The organism is Clostridium bornimense, from assembly GCF_000577895.1.
Classification (GTDB): Bacteria; Bacillota; Clostridia; order Clostridiales; family Clostridiaceae; genus Clostridium_AN; species Clostridium_AN bornimense.
On record NZ_HG917868.1, the window covers coordinates 362,535 to 379,997 of the forward strand.

At 28.2% G+C, this 17,463-nt stretch carries 20 protein-coding genes and 1 other annotated feature; of the genes, 17 read left to right on the forward strand and 3 right to left on the reverse strand.

Annotated features, from left to right (window positions below; translation table 11 throughout):
* The first annotated feature begins 9 nt into the window (after nt 1–9).
* The 4 genes from CM240_RS01605 to CM240_RS01620 all read left to right on the forward strand — a co-directional run bounded on the left by CM240_RS01605 (nt 10) and on the right by CM240_RS01620 (nt 3,079).
* Complete coding sequence (locus CM240_RS01605; protein ID WP_044035942.1) at nt 10–330, forward strand: PTS sugar transporter subunit IIA; 321 nt, start codon at nt 10–12, stop codon at nt 328–330.
* 96 nt (nt 331–426) lie between these two features.
* Nucleotides 427–1,797, forward strand: a complete 1,371-nt coding sequence (locus CM240_RS01610) for an aldehyde dehydrogenase (RefSeq protein WP_044035943.1) — start codon at nt 427–429, stop codon at nt 1,795–1,797.
* Between the two features lie 72 nt (nt 1,798–1,869).
* The gene (locus CM240_RS01615; protein WP_044035944.1) at nt 1,870–2,508 is read left to right on the forward strand and encodes a hypothetical protein; all 639 of its coding nucleotides are present in this window, start codon (nt 1,870–1,872) and stop codon (nt 2,506–2,508) included.
* Nucleotides 2,501–3,079: an anti-sigma factor domain-containing protein gene (locus CM240_RS01620; protein WP_044035945.1), complete on the forward strand. Its 579-nt coding sequence runs from the start codon at nt 2,501–2,503 to the stop codon at nt 3,077–3,079. Before CM240_RS01615 ends, CM240_RS01620 begins: the two co-directional genes overlap by 8 nt.
* Nucleotides 3,080–3,376: 297 nt before the next feature.
* On the opposite strand, the gene CM240_RS01625 is transcribed toward CM240_RS01620, so the two are convergent.
* Entirely contained in the window at nt 3,377–3,961 is a 585-nt protein-coding gene (locus tag CM240_RS01625; RefSeq protein WP_044035946.1) for a class D sortase, read from the reverse strand.
* Between the two features lie 28 nt (nt 3,962–3,989).
* Entirely contained in the window at nt 3,990–4,220 is a 231-nt protein-coding gene (locus tag CM240_RS01630) for a hypothetical protein (protein ID WP_044035947.1), read from the reverse strand.
* A 141-nt stretch (nt 4,221–4,361) separates the two neighbouring features.
* Here CM240_RS01630 and CM240_RS01635 point away from each other — a divergent pair, with 141 nt between their 5' ends.
* From CM240_RS01635 to CM240_RS01650, 4 genes are all read left to right on the forward strand, one after another.
* Nucleotides 4,362–4,937 (forward strand): nucleoside recognition domain-containing protein, encoded by a 576-nt coding sequence (locus CM240_RS01635; RefSeq protein WP_044035948.1) that lies wholly within the window; start codon nt 4,362–4,364, stop codon nt 4,935–4,937.
* A 2-nt stretch (nt 4,938–4,939) separates the two neighbouring features.
* Entirely contained in the window at nt 4,940–5,458 is a 519-nt protein-coding gene (locus CM240_RS01640; protein WP_044039643.1) for a spore maturation protein, read from the forward strand.
* Between the two features lie 72 nt (nt 5,459–5,530).
* The gene (locus CM240_RS01645; protein ID WP_044035949.1) at nt 5,531–5,821 is read left to right on the forward strand and encodes a hypothetical protein; all 291 of its coding nucleotides are present in this window, start codon (nt 5,531–5,533) and stop codon (nt 5,819–5,821) included.
* Nucleotides 5,822–6,037: 216 nt separating this feature from the next.
* The gene (locus CM240_RS01650; protein ID WP_051483627.1) at nt 6,038–6,613 is read left to right on the forward strand and encodes a GNAT family N-acetyltransferase; all 576 of its coding nucleotides are present in this window, start codon (nt 6,038–6,040) and stop codon (nt 6,611–6,613) included.
* 124 nt (nt 6,614–6,737) lie between these two features.
* Here the strand turns inward: CM240_RS01650 and CM240_RS01655 are convergent, their stop codons facing one another.
* Entirely contained in the window at nt 6,738–7,667 is a 930-nt protein-coding gene (locus CM240_RS01655; RefSeq protein ID WP_044035950.1) for a tetratricopeptide repeat protein, read from the reverse strand.
* A 197-nt stretch (nt 7,668–7,864) separates the two neighbouring features.
* Between CM240_RS01655 and CM240_RS01660 the strand changes: the two genes are divergently transcribed.
* The 9 genes from CM240_RS01660 to CM240_RS01700 all read left to right on the forward strand — a co-directional run bounded on the left by CM240_RS01660 (nt 7,865) and on the right by CM240_RS01700 (nt 17,315).
* A complete protein-coding gene (locus CM240_RS01660) occupies nt 7,865–8,167 on the forward strand; it encodes a hypothetical protein (protein WP_044035951.1) in 303 nt (100 codons plus the stop codon).
* A gap of 97 nt (nt 8,168–8,264) precedes the next feature.
* Nucleotides 8,265–8,501 (forward strand) — a binding site (T-box leader).
* Between the two features lie 53 nt (nt 8,502–8,554).
* Complete coding sequence (gene metG, locus CM240_RS01665; RefSeq protein ID WP_044035952.1) at nt 8,555–10,483, forward strand: methionine--tRNA ligase; 1,929 nt, start codon at nt 8,555–8,557, stop codon at nt 10,481–10,483.
* Nucleotides 10,484–11,011: 528 nt separating this feature from the next.
* Nucleotides 11,012–11,776: a DUF3298 and DUF4163 domain-containing protein gene (locus CM240_RS01670; RefSeq protein WP_051483628.1), complete on the forward strand. Its 765-nt coding sequence runs from the start codon at nt 11,012–11,014 to the stop codon at nt 11,774–11,776.
* 50 nt (nt 11,777–11,826) lie between these two features.
* Nucleotides 11,827–12,120 (forward strand): DUF1292 domain-containing protein, encoded by a 294-nt coding sequence (locus tag CM240_RS01675; RefSeq protein WP_051483629.1) that lies wholly within the window; start codon nt 11,827–11,829, stop codon nt 12,118–12,120.
* 57 nt (nt 12,121–12,177) lie between these two features.
* Nucleotides 12,178–12,948, forward strand: a complete 771-nt coding sequence (locus CM240_RS01680) for a TatD family hydrolase (RefSeq protein WP_044035953.1) — start codon at nt 12,178–12,180, stop codon at nt 12,946–12,948.
* Nucleotides 12,949–13,110: 162 nt separating this feature from the next.
* Nucleotides 13,111–14,157, forward strand: a complete 1,047-nt coding sequence (locus CM240_RS01685; RefSeq protein ID WP_051483630.1) for a 3D domain-containing protein — start codon at nt 13,111–13,113, stop codon at nt 14,155–14,157.
* Nucleotides 14,158–14,359: 202 nt separating this feature from the next.
* Nucleotides 14,360–14,908, forward strand: coding sequence for a ribonuclease M5 (gene rnmV, locus CM240_RS01690; RefSeq protein ID WP_044035954.1), 549 nt, complete (start codon nt 14,360–14,362; stop codon nt 14,906–14,908).
* Nucleotides 14,909–14,934: 26 nt separating this feature from the next.
* On the forward strand, nt 14,935–15,789 hold the full coding sequence (gene rsmA, locus CM240_RS01695; RefSeq protein ID WP_044035955.1) for a 16S rRNA (adenine(1518)-N(6)/adenine(1519)-N(6))-dimethyltransferase RsmA: 855 nt from the start codon (nt 14,935–14,937) through the stop codon (nt 15,787–15,789).
* A 152-nt stretch (nt 15,790–15,941) separates the two neighbouring features.
* On the forward strand, nt 15,942–17,315 hold the full coding sequence (locus CM240_RS01700; protein WP_044035956.1) for a hypothetical protein: 1,374 nt from the start codon (nt 15,942–15,944) through the stop codon (nt 17,313–17,315).
* The last annotated feature ends 148 nt before the right edge of the window (nt 17,316–17,463 follow it).

Sequence of the window (17,463 nt, forward strand, 5' to 3'; positions counted from 1 at the left end):
ACGATTAATATGGAGATAGAGAATATTACAATGCAGTTAATAACATGTGCTGGTGATGTGAGAACATATAGCTATGAAGCATTAAAATGTGCTAATGAAGGAAAGTATAAAAAAGCAGAAGAATTATTTAAGATGGCTGAGAGAGAAATAGAAAAATCATATGATATACAAAAAGAAGTTTCTGAGTTAGAATTAGATTCAGAAGACCTTTTAGTTGATGCAAAAAGTCATTTAAATGCTGCAATATCAGAAAAAAATATTATAGGGGAACTTATAGGATTAAGAAAGATTGTTAGAGAGCTATCGAAAGATGAAGGTGGCATAATATAAATATTTAATTTAAATTAAGAAATACTTTTCAATATAAAATAAAAGGGATATTCTATAAATAAGAGAATATCTCTTTTATTTTTTAGGAGGTTAAGGATGGAGAAGGTAAAGGGTATATTAGAAGAGCAAAAACAATATTTTTATAGTGGTAATACATTAGACATTAGTAATAGAAAGTCTGCATTAATAAAACTAAAAAATGAAATAAAGAAAAATGAAAGCAATATATTTGCTGCACTTAAAGATGATTTGAATAAATCAGAATTTGAGAGCTTTGCTACTGAAATTGCTATGGTTTATGAAGAAATTAAAGATGCTATTAAAAATATAGATAAATGGAGTAGAAGAAAAAAGGTAAAAACTCCAATATCACAAATTAAGGCAAGTAGTTATATATATAAAGAACCATATGGAACTATACTTATTATAGCGCCATGGAATTATCCATTTCAATTAGTAATGTCACCGTTAGTTGGAGCTATAGCAGCTGGAAATACAGTTGTAATTAAGCCATCGGAATTGGCGCCAGCTACTGCTAACGTTATAGAAAAGATAATTGGCAATATATTTAATAAAGAATATGTTGTTGTAGTTCAAGGTGATGTAGAGGTAAATAAGGCTTTATTAGATGAAAGGTTTGATTATATATTTTTTACTGGAAGTATAGCTGTAGGTAAAATTGTTATGGAAGCAGCAACAAAATACTTAACACCAGTAACATTAGAATTAGGGGGAAAAAGTCCTTGTATAGTGGATAAAAGCGATAAAATTGATCTTTTTGCTAAAAGAATTGTATGGGGTAAACTTTTAAATAGTGGTCAAACTTGTGTAGCTCCTGATTATTTTTTAATTCATAGAGATATAAAAGAAGAGTTTTTAAAGGCTGTGGAAAAATACATAAAAGAATTTTATGGAGACAATCCTATAGATAGCGAAGATTATGTAAAGATAATAAATAAAAGACATTTTCAAAGAATACTATCTTTAATAGATAAAGATAATATTCTTTTAGGTGGAAAATATAATGAATCTAAATTGAAAATAGAACCTACGGTAGTAGAGGTCAAGAGTTTAGATGAAAAAATTATGGATGAAGAGATATTTGGTCCTATAATGCCGATAATAACATATAGCAAATATGAAGAAATTATAAACATTGTGAGAAGTTTCGAAAAACCATTAGCACTATATTTGTTTACTGAGGATAAAAAACTAGAAGATAGAATAATAAAAGATATAAATTTTGGTGGAGGATGCATAAATGATACTATAGTCCATTTAGCAACAACAGAACTTCCGTTTGGAGGGGTAGGAATGAGTGGAATGGGATCTTATCATGGAAAAAAGAGTTTTGACACCTTCACTCATGAAAAAAGTATTCTGAAAAGAAGTAATTTTATTGACATACCGCTTAGATATCCTCCTTATCTTGGGAAAATATCTTTGCTAAGGAAAATATTTAAGTAACATATAAAGTAGAGCATTATTGCTCTTTTTTTTATTTTTTGACATAATGGTTATGATAGGTGGTGATAGGGTGTGGAGAAGTTTAAAGATGAGGAATTTAAATATAATTTTATAATTCGTATATTAGAGGAAGTTGATAGGATAAAGTCTGGTGTAGATTTAGAGGATTATAGTATAGCTGTAATAGCATATAATTTTGCATTAGAGAGTTACAAAAAGGAAATGGGAAGTCAACTAGTATATTTGAGAGCTTTAATAAAGTTAGAACTTTTAAGATATTATAGAGAAAAAGGATATTATTTTAAATTTTCTAATGGAAATATATTATTAGATGAAGAGTTTATAAAAGAAGAGGAAAAGTTAGAATACTACAATAAAATTTATACTGATATAGATAGATTAGATAAAGAATTAAAAAGGCATAATATTAGCTATAAGAAAATAAGAAATTATACTCCGAACAAAGAGGAGATAAAAAACTATTTGTTAAATGTAGCTATGATTTTTAGTAGAGAGAAATTTTTATTGGATTATATAAAGAGAAAAGGGAAAATTCCATATAAAAGGTTAAGGCTATATGGAGAATTTAAAGAAGATATAATAGAAAAATATAATAAGTATGTAGTGGTATTAACTACGTTATTTTCTAATAGTGATTTAATATATTTAATATCATATATAGGAATACGAGTAGGTGAAAACGATGGATAAAACTGGTGTAGTTGTTAATGTTGAAAGAAATAACGTAATAATATTAACAAGAGATGGAGAATTTGCAAAAGTTAAACTTAGGAGTAAAGAATATATTCCTGAGAAAGGAGAAGAATATACCGGGAGAGAAGTTAAAGAAATAAAACTTAAATTTAATAAAGAGTCTATATTAATAACATTGATAGTAATTGTGGTAACAATTTCGTTAGCGGTTTATGGATACTTAAAGCCAGTAGGGTCAGTATCTGTTGATGGTGAAATATCTTTGGTTCTAAAATTTAATTATTTTAATAAGGTAACAAAGATACAAAGTTTTGATGGAGAAAGTGAGACATTTATAAACTCTATAAATGTAAAAAATAAAGACATATCCACAGTTATGTTGAAAATATATAACAAATTGAAAGAAGAGAAAATGGTTGTGGATAAAAGTGATAGTAATGGTATAACTACATATTTCCGAATAGATAATAAGAAAGATATTGAATTAAAAGAGATTATAGAGGTTTTACAAAAAGATGATAAAAAGGTTATAATTACCAAAGGGGGAATATCTATCTACAGAAATTAAAGTTGTCCACAATATCCACAGGACATATGTGGATAAGGTGTGATTAATTTGTTGATAATTGTTTAATGAGGACAAGATGTTAATAAAATTTTATAAAGTAAATAATATGTGGATAAAAGAGAGAAATAAAGTAAAAATAATTTACATATAATGTAAATTAGAACTCAACAAGTTGAAAAAGTGGTATATATATCTAAATGTTATCCACATTATCCACAGCATTGTGGATAATGTGTGGACAACTTGGAAATATAATATAAAAAAAGGACCTCGATTACGATGGCCCTTTTTTTATATTTATTGTACTAAGTCTCCTTTTAAAATCAACCTTTGTTTTCCAGTATTTTTAGGAGTACATGTTATTAATGTTATTGTAGCATTATCTGTAGGATCGAGAACATAAACATCCTCAGGATCTACTATAAAAATATCATTTATTTTATATGTAAATGTTCCTTTTAAAGTTTGAATTTTAACCTCATCATCAATTTCAACTTCATCTAATCTATTAAAATGCTCACTATAAGTGTAACTTCTATGTCCAGCTATAGAACAGTTACCAATTTCACCAGGCATAGCTGTATTTTCAAAATGCCCTACAGTAGATTTTATGTCTTCTAGTTCTGCTCCTTCTGTAACAGCAACTTTCAAATCAATTTTATCTATTGTTAAGATACCAATAGTATCTCCGACTATATAATCTTCATCTTTTTGCTCATCGGTAGGATTATCTAATTGTTGTTCAAAATCAGATATCTTAGCTTTATTTTCTGATGTTCCTTTATAGTTCATATAAAGTACAACACCAATAGTTGATAGACCTACAAGAATTAATAATAATCCTATGAATTTACTAATTGAAAACTTTTTTTTCTTTCCCATATTAAAACATCTCCCATTATAACTTGTCCTAATTTAATTTATATTGTGATGGCACACCAATAAATGGTGCATTAAATTTAAAAGTTTTTTCTGCTCCACAATTTTCACAGGTACAGTGAAAAACATCTAGAGCTCCAGTATTTAATACTTCTACTAAGATTTCTTCAGTTATAAACATACCGTTGCAATATTTGCAATGAGTATTATTTATTATAGAATATTCACTTTCTATATACTGCATTATATTATTTAAAGTCATAATAATTCTCCTTAAAGTTAATTAAAAATATAAGTATCTGTAATTAAAATAGTATCAAAGCTATATATATATTTCAAGTTAAAGAATTTTATTTACTTTTTTAACATATAATTTAAGGTATCAATATAAATGGGAGGTATTATGATTAACTATATATGGTTCGGAATTATATTTATTGGAACTATATTTGGAGTTATTACAGGAAAAATTGAGGAAGTATCTAAAGCTGTTGTAAATTCCACTAGCTCAACTGTAGAGTTCATGATAACTTTTGTAGGGATGATGTGTTTATGGTGTGGAGTTATGAAGATTGCTGAAAGAAGTGGGCTTACAAATAAGATTGCTAAGATTTTGACACCGATAATGAAGGTCATATTTAAAGATGCTGTAAAAAATGAAAAAGCTTTAGGAGCCATGGTAATGAATATAACATCAAATATGTTAGGATTATCTAATGCAGCAACTCCTTTCGGTATAAAAGCTATGGAGGAATTAGAAAAAGATAATAAAAATAAAGGTGTTGCAACTAATGATATGGCGTTATTTTTAGTATTAAATACAGCAGCAATTCAATTGATACCAACTTCAGTTATTTCTATAAGAGCTGCTTGTGGATCATCTAATCCAGCTATCATCATTGGACCAGCTATATTGGCGACAGGAAGTGCAGCAATAATGGGTGTCGTATATTGTAAGATATTGCAGAGGTATTTTTAATGATTAGTTACATAATAAAGGGAATAATTCCTATTTTGATTTTTAGTATAGTTACATATGGTATTATAAAGAAAGTAAAAGTATATGATTGTTTTATAGAAGGAGTTAAAGATGGAATAGCATTATCTCTAAGAGTATTTCCGTATATTCTAGCAATGTTAGTGGCAGTAAATTTATTTAAAGAATCAGGAGCATTAAAGGCTTTTATAAATTTAGCTGCACCTATAGTTAGTTTTATTGGGTTACCACCAGAAGTATTACCACTAGTGCTAATAAAGCCGTTATCAGGTAGTGGAGCATTAGGAGTATATACTGATATAGTAAAAACATTTGGTCCAGATACTTTTATAGGAATTGTAGCATCTATTATAATGGGAACTACAGAAACAATATTTTATACTATATCTGTATATCTTGGATCAGCTGGAGTAAAAAAAATACGACATACTTTATGGGCTGCACTTTTGACAGACTTTACTGCACTTATAATATCTTTAATGGTAGCAAGAGCAATAATATGAAAAAAATAACTATTGAACTTTTTTACAAAAATATATAAAATATTTAAGTATAAGATACAAGGGGTGAGAAATTTGGACAAATTTTTTAATGATGGCGATTTTATTAAAGTAACAGAAATAGATGGACATACGTTATATGGTGTTTTAATGGATGAAGGTGAAAATAAATATAAGGTAGCAGTATTAAAGTCAGATTTAAATATATTAGATATAAGTAACAACTTAAAGTATGTAAATATAAAAAAAGTAGAAGATAAATTCGTTGATAATGATGGATATAAGATAAATGTGGACAAGATAAAAGATGTATTATTAGTTGAAGAAATAAGACAATTGTACAATATGTATTGTGGTGTAAGATAATTTATATTTAGTTTAATATATTTAGCGAGATAAAAATATATATTTATATTTTTATCTCGCTTTTTATATATTAAAGTACAAATTATACATTTTAATTTCATTAGTAATTCTTTAAACTAGCATAAATGTACCTTTATATTGAGCAACAAAGGGATAGGATATATGATAAAAAATAATTATACTAAAAATAGATTAAAACAAAAGTGAGGAATTAATATGAGAAATATAGAAATTACTAATGGTTGTTCAGAGGATGCCCCCAGTATAGCGGCTCTTATTTATGAAACGGAGGAATATCCAGAGCATGAATGGGGGCCGTATCCTAAAGAAAAAATTATAAAAAAGTTAGAACAATTAGTACAGGTAAAAGGAAATAGATATAGTTACGATAGAACTAAAGTTATCAAGATAGATAATAAAGTTGTAGGTGTTTTATTAACATTGAGAGGGAATGAAATAAGAAAATTAACTTATAATACTTATTTTAAGTTTATAGATTTTGATAGATCATTTAAAAATGTAATATGCAATGTCAGAAACATTTTATCATATATATTTTTTAAAGAATGTAATATAAATGAGTACTATATTGCTAATTTAGCTGTAGATAAAGAATATAGAGAATTTGGTATAGGAAAGACACTATTAGAAGAAGCTGAAGATTTAGCAAAAGAAAAAGGGTATAATAAAATATCTTTATTAGCTAAAGATAGAGGTATAGTAAGATACTATAAAAAATTTAAATATAACTTAGAAAATATGAATCATTTAAAGATGGTTAAATTTATATAGTTATAATTCACAATATTTAATTATAAAATAAGTGCGGTGATACTAAATTAATATCACCGCATTTATAATTTAAGAAATTCCGCAGGAATTTCCTCCAAACATGTGCTTTGTGCCCTGATCTATATTATTTTATAGCATCAGCTTTATTATAATATTCTTCCGCTGTTGTAGTATCCCCTTTGGCAGATAATACATTACCTTTACCTATAAGAGCATACTTATTATTTTTATCTAGCTCTAAAGCAGTGTCAAAGGCTTCTAAAGCTTCATCATATTGCTTTTCTTCATAAAGTGATGAACCTTTTCCAATGAAGGCATTGATAGATTTTTTATCTAGTTTTATTGCTTCATTAAAAGAATCTAAAGCTTTATCAAAGCTAGATTTTTTTATATATGCATTTCCAAGAGAGACATAGAAAGTTGCATCATTATTATTAAGCTTTATAGCTTTTTCTAGATTTTCTATTGAGTTATCAAGGTCATTTTCATTTAATAAAGATACACCTTTATAGTAATAGTTATAACTATTTTTAGAATCCAATTCTATACTTTTATCAAAGTTATTTATAGCTTCAGAATTATTGTTTAACCATTGATAAGTTATACCTCTATTGGTATAAAAATTAGCATTAGAATCATCAAGATCGATTGCTTTATTAAAATAATTTAAGGCTTCTTCATGGTTATGTAATTTATCGTTATATATAATTCCTATTTGATTATATATAAGTGCATTTTTAGTTCCTTTTTTTACAAGTTTCAGATATGTATCTAGAGCCTCATCACTTTTATTTAAATGCATTAAGCTATATCCTTTATATTCATATGCCAAATCTAAATAATCACCTTTGGATATAAGTTTGTTACTATCTTTTAATACTTCTTCATAGTTTTCTATTTTAGCTGCTTGAATCATATCATTTCTAGTTTTTTTACTAGATGTAAGATATGTAATTAGAATAGAAATCATCAAAACAATAAAAATAAGAAAAATAATAGATGTAACTATAAATGGTTTATTATTATGTTTTCTTTTATGTCTACGGTTTGACATAAGTATCCACCTTTCAAAGTATCATTGTTAATATATAGATATTAAATTCTATATACCAATATATTGTATTATATATTAAAAAAATTAAAAAGTAAAAATATGAAAAACAACTTTTTTATCACTTATAATTAAGATTTTCATATTATATATCATAGGATACATTACTTTACTATAATTCATTGAAAGGTTTGAGGTGAATGGATAAAACCGATGAAAGAAAAGAGATAGGGAAGGCAATAAATGATATGGGAGATAGGCTTCATATATTAAAAATATATATAGCTAAAATGGAAAGAATGAGTTCTTTATATCGAGACTTGATAACAGATTTGAATAATAATAAGGTTCAAAATTTTACCGATAGAATGAAGAAAATTAAAAATGTAGAAAATGAAGATAATATAGAAGTTGTATTCTCAAATTTATGGGTCATTGTAAAAGATTTTGAAAAGGATTATAGAACATTAAAAAATAATGAGGAAAAAGATAAATATAAATAGATATGGACTGTCCTCAGATAAGGTTTAAGGACAGTCTTAAGAAAAAAGGGTATATTGACAAAATAAAATACATACACTATTATGAAATATATGAAAAGCAAATGCTATGAAAAGAAGAGTAATGGTTATAAAGCCTAAAGAGAGCTACAGATGGTGGAAAGTAGTGGTGGAGTAATTATGAAGATGGTCTTGAAGCAGATTTTCTGAACAATGATTATTTATAGTAGGAAAATACGTGGTACACGTTACGTACAGAGTGAATGATTCACTTGCAGAGCTAAGCTAGGTAACTAGCTTGGGAATTAGAGTGGTAGCGCGGTTTAACGCCTCTAAATAAGTATATACTTGTTTAGAGGCGTTTATTTTTTATAAAATGGAGGAATTTTTATGTGTAAAAAGAACTTTTATATCACAACACCTATATATTATCCATCAGATAAACTACATATAGGAAATACTTATACAACAGTAGCAGCAGATGCACTTGCTAGATATAAGAGATTAACTGGTTACGATGTTATGTTCTTAACTGGAACTGATGAACATGGTCAAAAGATACAACAAAGAGCTGAAGCTAAAGATATGCAACCTAAAGCTTTTGTTGATGAAATAGTTGCTGGAATTAAAGATTTATGGAATATGATGGACATAAGTTATGATAAATTTATAAGAACTACTGATGATTATCATGTAAAGACAGTACAAAAAATATTTAAAAAGTTATATGATCAAGGAGATATATATAAGGGATCATATGAGGGATGGTATTGTACACCTTGTGAATCCTTTTTCACTGATACTCAATTAGTAAATGGAAATTGTCCAGATTGCGGTAGACCAGTAGAGAAAACTAAGGAAGAGTCTTACTTCTTTAAAATGTCAAAGTATGCAGATAGACTTATAGAATATATAGAAACTCATCCAGAATTTATACAACCAGAGTCAAGAAAAAATGAAATGTTAAATAATTTCTTAAGACCAGGTCTTCAGGATTTATGTATATCAAGAACATCATTTTCATGGGGAATTCCAGTAGAATTTGACCCAGGTCATGTAGTATATGTATGGATAGATGCATTATCTAACTATATATCTGCACTTGGATATGGTAGTGATAATGATGAATTATATAAAAAGTTCTGGCCAGCAGATGTACATTTAATTGGAAAAGATATATTAAGATTCCATACTATATATTGGCCAATAATATTAATGGCACTTGGAGAACCACTTCCAAAGCAAGTATTCGGTCACGGATGGTTACTTGTTGATGGTGGAAAGATGAGTAAATCAAAAGGAAATGTAGTGGATCCTGTATTATTAGTTAATGAATTTGGATGCGATGCTGTTAGATATTACTTACTTCATGAAATACCATTTGGAAGTGATGGTTTATATAATAGTGAGATATTTATGAATAAATTTAATTCTGATCTTGCTAATGATTTAGGAAACCTAGTATCAAGAACTTCAGCAATGATAATTAAATACTTTGGTGGAGAAGTATTAGCACCATCATCTGAAGAAGATAATTTTGATAAAGAATTAAAAGCAGTTACACTTTCAATGCCAGAAAAAGTTGAAGCTGCAATGAATGCATTTAAGATACCAGAAGCTCTAGATGAAATATGGACTGTAGTTAGAAGAGCTAATAAATATATAGATGAAACAACTCCTTGGATTTTAGGAAAAGATGAGTCTAAGAAAGACAGATTAGCAACAGTTCTATATAATCTTCTAGAAGCATTAAGATTTGTAACTGTAGAACTTGAAGCATTCTTACCTAATACAGCAAGTAAAATTAAGGAACAATTAAAATTTGAAAATGTTTCTTATGAATCATTAAAATCTTTTGATGGTGTAAAAGTAGGTACTAAGTTAGAAAAAGGTGAAGTTATATTCCCAAGAATCGATGTGGAAAAGAAACTTGAAGAGTTAGCAGCGATGAAAGAAGCACAAGCACCAAAAAGAGAAATAAAACCTATAAAAGAAGAAATAACTATAGAAGATTTTGAAAAAATAGATTTAAGAGTTGTTAAAGTATTAGCTTGTGAACCAATTAAAGGAGCTAAGAAACTATTAAAACTTAAAGTTGATCTTGGAGGAGAAGAACGTCAAGTTGTTTCTGGTATATCTCAGTATTATAAACCAGAAGAACTAGTAGGAAAAAATGTAGTTCTTGTAGCTAATTTAAAACCAGTTAAGTTAAGAGGAGAATTATCACAAGGTATGATTCTTGCAGCATCATCTGATGATGATAAAGAGTTATTTGTGGTGGATCCAGGAAAACTTGAAACAGGATCAGTTGTAAGATAATATTACTATATAATATGAAGGAAAAAGACTGAAACACAATGATTTTATTAACATTGTGTTTCAGTCTTTTTTTATAGGGAAGAATAGCAGGGCACAAGGATATATCAGTGCACAGTTTTGTATGAAATTCTTGCGGAATTTCTTGGAATATAAGTGTTTAAATTTGTGTTATAGAGTAGACTAGTTTCCTTAGGTTAGTTACACTTGATACAAAACTAATCACAGGGGGCTCATGAAAGTTGCACTTTCATGAAGCTTGGATTAAAGGTTCTGGATTTATAATAAATATGAAAATACTTTGCTGTCCGCAGGACTATAATATTTTCCCCACAGGGGAAAATTAACCTTAACTATTCACCATTCACTCTTACTTCTTCACTTTCACTCTAAAAAAGGAACTAAGACACAATATTTATTGTGTAACATCTCTATCAAAAACAGTGAACTGATTTTACTGTGCACTGTCTCTGTATAAAAGTAACATTAAATGCAGACAATAAAAAATAACCATGTAAAGAGGTGATGAATATGAAAAGGGCAGCAACTATGGTACTTGGAATTTTTATGGCTTTAACAAGCATAATATCTTTTTGTAGGTATGGAAATGGAATGATATTTTTAAGTGAAGAATGTGCAAATGCGTCACAAAATATTACGATAAATGAAGAAAAGCCTATAGTTATAAAAGATATCGTCAAGGAAGAAAATAAACCAGAATATAAGTTTAGAATTCATATTCCTAAAATAACTGGACTTAAGGATATAAAAAAACAAAACAGTATAAATGATACTATTTCAGAAGAGATTTTGAGGTTTAAAGATTATTTTATAGAAAATACAAAGAGTGGTAATAATAGTGAAGCCGAAGTTCATTATACTGTTACTAATAATAAGAAAATATTTAGTTTGCTTATATATTACTATGAATATTATGGAGGAGCACATGGATTAACAACAAAAAGATCAATTAATATATATGTACCGAATTCTGGTGGTATTAAGGAAAATGAAAACTTTTTATTATTAGAGGATTTCTTTTTAGATAAAGTAGACTATAAAACTATGATTAATAATTACATAATAAATGAAATAAAAAAGGAGCCTGAAAAGTATTTTGAAGATACCTTACAAAAATATAGTGGATTTAATGAAAATAATTTTTATTTTAATGATAAAGGATTAGTTGTTTATTTTCAAAGCTATGAAATAGCTCCTTATGCTTCAGGAAGTCCAGAGTTTAATATACCATATAGTTTTTTAAAGAATTATATTAAAAAGGATTTTATTCCTTAGTTACGATATGTTATTATAAATATATTATAGGAAATACAAGGAGATTTTATATGGATAAAGAAGTAATACAAGCAGATCATTGTGAATGTGAAGAGGAACACAATGAAAAATCAAACATAGTTAGTTTTATGACTGAAGATGGAGAAAAGGTAGATTTAGAATTAATAGAAACTGTTGTTGTTAAGGGAAAGAAATATATATTATTAGCACCAGTTGGAAATGAAGATGATGCATACGTTTACAAGGTTGTTACAAATGCTGATGGAAAAGATGAACTCATAGCTATTGAAGATGATAAGGAACTTTCATTAGTAATGAAAGAATATGAGAAAACTTTTGCATAATTTACATATTATTTTATTCCTCACGAGATAGTGAGGAATTTTTTTTAGGAGGATATTATGAAAATTTTTGATACCCATAGTCATTATGATGATGAGGCTTTTGATGGTGATAGAGAGGAATTAATAAAAATAATTATAGAAAATGATGTAGTAGGTATAATTAATTGTGCTGCAGATATGAAAAGTGTTAAAAGTACTATAGAACTTACAAAAAAATACCCTATGTTTTATGGTGCTATAGGGGTACATCCATGTTCAGCTGATGAAATAAATGAAGAAACGATAGAAGAGTTGAGAATGGCAGCAAAAAATGAAAAAATTGTTGCAATTGGAGAAATAGGATTGGATTATTATTATGAAGATAATCCATCTAGAGAAATACAAAAAAATGCATTTAGAGCACAAATGCAATTAGCTAAAGAGCTATCAAAGCCAGTAATAATCCATATTAGAGATGCTCATGAAGATGCTTTAAAAATTTTGGAAGAATTTGAAGAAGTAAGGGGAATTATACATTGTTTTTCAGGAAGTGTTGAAATTGCTCGAAAATGTGTTAAAATAGGATATATGTTAGGAATTGGTGGAGTGGTAACTTTTAAGAATGCAAGAAAGCTTGTAGAAGTAGTTAAAGAAATTCCTATGGAGAATTTGCTTCTTGAAACAGATTGCCCTTATATGGCTCCTGTACCTCATAGGGGAGAGAGAAATAATTCTATGTATATTTCAGAAGTCATTAAGAAAATAGCAGAAATAAAGAGTATAAGTGAGGAAGAGGTAGCTGATATAGCTTTACGAAATTCCCATAATTTTACAAAAAACATTTGGTAGAGTATTATGGTAATACCTTATAAAGCGAAGTCTCATACCACCAGTATAATATGGTTCAAGGCTACAATGTTCTATATCCATATCAAAAAAGTATGGCAAATTTGACAAATAGGGAAGTTATGGATATAATAGACACGACGCATTTGCCAGAGGAGGTAAAGTATGAAAATAGACTTTAAAGGTTTTTTCAAAAAGCCTATGGCAGTGATCAGTATAGTTTTATCGGTAGGATTAGTTTTTACCGGAATAAGCTTTAAGAAGACTGTTTATATCGATGTTGATGGAACGACAACAAAAGTTACAACTTATAAAGGAAAAGTAGAAGATGTAATTAGTGACATAGACTTAAAACTAGAGACAGAAGATAGTGTCAAACCGAAGCTCACTTCGGAGATTAAAAATGGACAAACAATTAAAATAAAAAGAGCCGTGAGTTTAGATTTAATAGTCGACGGTAAAACCGTGGTGATTAAAAGTGCAGCAGATAGCGTCAAGGATTTGATAGAATCTAAAAGTATGTCCAAAAAGTTACAATCAGAAAAGATTTCTCCAATTAGGGAACAAGATAAAATAGAACCTACTCTTGATACAAAGATAACATCAAATATGAAAGTTATTATTAAGAGAATTGAGAAAAAAAATGAAGTAACTCAAGCGGAAATACCGTATAGCACAGAAAAAGTAGTCGATGATAGTATGTATAAGGATGATAAAGAAAAAGTAGTCGTTGCTGGTAAACCTGGTATTAAAGAAGTCACTACAGAGGTTACAACAGAAGATGGAAATGTTGTAGCTACTTCAGTGATAGGGGAGAGAGTTATCGAGGAACCAACAAACGAAAAAATAGCTTATGGGACAAAAGAAAAAGTTGTTCCAACAGTAAATGTGCCATCTAGGGGTGGAAATATTCCTTATAAATCAAAATTGACTATGAAATCAACAGCATATTCAAGTAGCGATAAAGGCGTTACAGGAATCACTGCTAGTGGTATGAAAGCGACTAGAGATCCAAATGGTACAAGTACTGTTGCTGTAGATCCAAGAGTTATACCTCTGGGTACTAAACTATATATAGAAGGATATGGTTATGCAATAGCTTGTGATACAGGATCTGCTATTAAAGGCAATAAGGTAGATGTTTACTTTAATTCGGTAAGTGAATGTTACTCTTGGGGATCAAGAAATGTTGACGTTTACATATTAGAGTAAACAAGGAAATGGCATAAAATAACGTTGGTTATTTTGTGCCATTTTATTTTGTACAGATTAATATTTAATACGAGAAATGAAATAGAGTTGTGCATTGTAGATAACATTCTATATTTTACAAATTAATATAAAAGTATTATACTAATTCAGTATTAGAAAGATATTAAAAGAGGATAAATACATTAGACATGGAGTTGAGTATATGATCAAAGAAATTATTGTTGTGGAAGGTCGTGACGATGTAACAGCAGTAAAAGCAGCAGTAGATGCTGAGGTAATAGCTGTAAGTGGTTTTGGAATAAATAAAAATACCATTGATAAAATAAAAGAGGCTCAAAAAAGAAAAGGTGTTATAATATTAACTGATCCAGATTTTGCGGGAGAAAAGATAAGAAGAATTATATCAAAGCGAGTTGATGGTGTAAAACATGCTTATATATCTAGAGAAGAAGGAACAAAAGATGGAGATATAGGTGTTGAAAATGCTTCTCCAGAATCAATAAGAGAAGCATTAAGTAAAGCAAAAGCAGTTATAGAAGAGAAGAGAGAAGTATTTACAGCTAACCATTTAGTATATTATAAGCTTGTTGGAGATACTAAGTCTAAAGAAAGAAGACAATTATTAGGCAAAATATTAGGGATTGGATATTGTAATGGATCTCAAATGGTAAAAAGGCTTAATAATTTTAATATAAAAGAAGAAGAATTTGTTAAGGCTATGGATAAGATAGAAAAACAATTATCAAAGTAATAAATATAAGAGACATTGGAGGACATATGAATCAACGTAAGGATGTAATAGATACTGCAGACGTAGTAAAAAAATATGGATTTAAGTTTACTAAAAGTTTAGGGCAAAACTTTTTAATAGATCATAATGTTATAGATCAAATTGTAGAAGGAGCAGGAGTATCTTCAGAAGATACAGTAATTGAAATCGGACCAGGTGTAGGTACTTTAACAAAGGAGCTTTTAAAGAGAGCTAAAAAAGTAATTGCTATTGAAATAGATAGCGATTTAATACCTATATTAAGTGAAGAATTAAAAGAACATAATAATTTTCAACTTATTCATCAAGATGCTATGAAAGTTGATTTTAATAAGATTATTGAAGAAAATGAAAATGTAAAAGTAGTAGCTAATTTACCTTATTATGTTACTACTCCGATAATAACAAATCTTTTAAATGCAAAATATAAATTTAAGTCAATTACTGTTATGATTCAGAAAGAGGTAGCTGAAAGAATGAATAGTGAACCAAATTGCAAAGATTATGGATCACTTTCACTATTAGTACAATATTATTGTGATACAAAAATTATAATGAAGGTACCACCTATGTGTTTTATACCTAGGCCTAAGGTAGATTCTATTGTTATAAGATTAGATAGGCTAGAAGAAACGAGAGTAACAGTTGATGATGAAAAGTTATTTTTTAGAGTTATAAGAGATTCTTTTAACATGAGAAGAAAGACTTTATGGAATGGAATGAAAAATATAGGGTTAGACAAGGAAAAATTAGAAGAAGCTTTTAAAGATTCTGGAATAGATCAAAAAAGAAGAGGTGAAACTCTTACAATACAAGAGTTTGCTGATTTAGCTAATGCTATAAATAAAAAAATTAATAATTAATTATAAGAGACTTTTGTACAAGAAATTGAACTTGTGCTTCAGTCTCTTTTTTTATGAAGTGATTATTTTTGTAGTTACTAGAATATTAAAGAATAATAATTAATATATATATATCAGTGTGAAAATATAAAGAAAAGGCAGGGGGGATTGCTATGACCCATAAAAAAACATATAGTAGAATATTTATAATTTTACAAGAAATGAAAAAGAATCTTGGGATATCTTCTGATAAAATTCCCAATGGGTATGTAAAGTTAGAAATTAAAAATACGAAATGTAAGATTTGTTTTTATGTACAGAACCTGAAACCAGTGGCGGAAGATTACAAAATGCTTTTATTAAGTGGAGATAAAAATGATGGGAAAGCTATTGATTTAGGTAAGGCTAAAATAGATGGTAACGGAAAATGTGAAATTAACATAGAAAAGTCTATGGATAACTTAGCAAATAATGATATAAGTCTTGATAAGGTTATCGGTGCTGCTATAGCCGTAGTAGATGGTGGTAAGATAGATGGTGTTATGTGTGGATTCTCAATAAAAGATATACCAGAGGATTGGACAAAATATAAACTTGTAAAAGAGCATAATGATTATAACTCACAAGAAAAACCAAAAGAAGTAAAAGAGATAGAAAAACCAAAAGAAAAGAAAAAGGTAGAAGAAGTAAAAGAATATAAAGAAGTAGAAAAGAAAGAAGAATGTAAAAGCGAAAAGGAAATAGATCAGTGTAATGAAGAAAAAGAAGTTTATTGTGATGATAGAAAACATGAAAAACAACAGGAGGAACTTTATTCTACAGATGACATAGTTAATCCACAAAATGATATACAGGCACTTAAGAAGGAGGAACCTTATTCTACAGATGACATAATTAATCCACAGAATAATTTGCAGGAGGTTGAGCAGGAAGAAACGCAAGAGGAAAAGACAAGTATGGGAAATAAGACTAATCAAACTATGGAAAATAGTTCAAAGAAAGAAAGTAGCAATACTATGAATAGTAATACTATGAATAGTAATACAAAATCTAATGCTATGGATTTTGATGGATATGAAGAAACTATAAAAGGAAACTTAAAAAATTCTTTCTTTAGAGGTGCTAGTGGGGAATTTTTTGAGTACTTAGTATCTGGATTAGAAGAAGTTAAAGATGTAATGCCAGAAATAAAAAAATGCAAGTGGTATAAAATTAGGGTAAAAACTCTTGATGATTTATATTATATAACTGATTATAGAAAATATTCTATGATTTATTATCCAATGGTTAATAATTACCCATATATTTGTAAGTATGGTCATTATTTATTTGGATACAAATTAGATGAAAATAATAATTTGAAATATATGTTATACGCAGTACCAGGAACTAAACATCCATATGATCAACCATATGGTGGGAAAACAGGTTATGTTATGTGGCTTCCTATGGAAAAGGGAAAAGAAGGAGAAAAAGATCCTGGATATTGGGTTATGTTTTATGATTTTAAAGATGCTACAGTGTGTGTTCCAGCTAAAAAAGAATAGATTTCATTTTGAAATAAAAGTAGGGCTGTTGCAATAACGAATAAAGATTCGTGAGCGAGAGCTCTTTTTTTTAATTCACAATTGTGAATTGAGCTTTGTGAATTGTGAATTATAGTAATATTAATTTAAATATAGACTGATATAATTC

What these genes read in the sequence shown, in the direction of transcription:
- CM240_RS01605 (WP_044035942.1), top strand. Translation starts at nt 10, where the DNA reads ATGGAGATAGAGAATATTACAATGCAGTTAATAACATGTGCTGGTGAT.
- CM240_RS01610 (WP_044035943.1), top strand. Translation starts at nt 427, where the DNA reads ATGGAGAAGGTAAAGGGTATATTAGAAGAGCAAAAACAATATTTTTAT.
- CM240_RS01620 (WP_044035945.1), top strand. Translation starts at nt 2,501, where the DNA reads ATGGATAAAACTGGTGTAGTTGTTAATGTTGAAAGAAATAACGTAATA.
- CM240_RS01625 (WP_044035946.1), bottom strand. Translation starts at nt 3,961, where the DNA reads ATGGGAAAGAAAAAAAAGTTTTCAATTAGTAAATTCATAGGATTATTA.
- CM240_RS01630 (WP_044035947.1), bottom strand. Translation starts at nt 4,220, where the DNA reads ATGACTTTAAATAATATAATGCAGTATATAGAAAGTGAATATTCTATA.
- CM240_RS01635 (WP_044035948.1), top strand. Translation starts at nt 4,362, where the DNA reads ATGATTAACTATATATGGTTCGGAATTATATTTATTGGAACTATATTT.
- CM240_RS01650 (WP_051483627.1), top strand. Translation starts at nt 6,038, where the DNA reads ATGAGAAATATAGAAATTACTAATGGTTGTTCAGAGGATGCCCCCAGT.
- CM240_RS01655 (WP_044035950.1), bottom strand. Translation starts at nt 7,667, where the DNA reads ATGTCAAACCGTAGACATAAAAGAAAACATAATAATAAACCATTTATA.
- CM240_RS01660 (WP_044035951.1), top strand. Translation starts at nt 7,865, where the DNA reads ATGGATAAAACCGATGAAAGAAAAGAGATAGGGAAGGCAATAAATGAT.
- metG (WP_044035952.1), top strand. Translation starts at nt 8,555, where the DNA reads ATGTGTAAAAAGAACTTTTATATCACAACACCTATATATTATCCATCA.
- CM240_RS01670 (WP_051483628.1), top strand. Translation starts at nt 11,012, where the DNA reads ATGAAAAGGGCAGCAACTATGGTACTTGGAATTTTTATGGCTTTAACA.
- CM240_RS01675 (WP_051483629.1), top strand. Translation starts at nt 11,827, where the DNA reads ATGGATAAAGAAGTAATACAAGCAGATCATTGTGAATGTGAAGAGGAA.
- CM240_RS01680 (WP_044035953.1), top strand. Translation starts at nt 12,178, where the DNA reads ATGAAAATTTTTGATACCCATAGTCATTATGATGATGAGGCTTTTGAT.
- CM240_RS01685 (WP_051483630.1), top strand. Translation starts at nt 13,111, where the DNA reads ATGAAAATAGACTTTAAAGGTTTTTTCAAAAAGCCTATGGCAGTGATC.
- rnmV (WP_044035954.1), top strand. Translation starts at nt 14,360, where the DNA reads ATGATCAAAGAAATTATTGTTGTGGAAGGTCGTGACGATGTAACAGCA.
- rsmA (WP_044035955.1), top strand. Translation starts at nt 14,935, where the DNA reads ATGAATCAACGTAAGGATGTAATAGATACTGCAGACGTAGTAAAAAAA.
- CM240_RS01700 (WP_044035956.1), top strand. Translation starts at nt 15,942, where the DNA reads ATGACCCATAAAAAAACATATAGTAGAATATTTATAATTTTACAAGAA.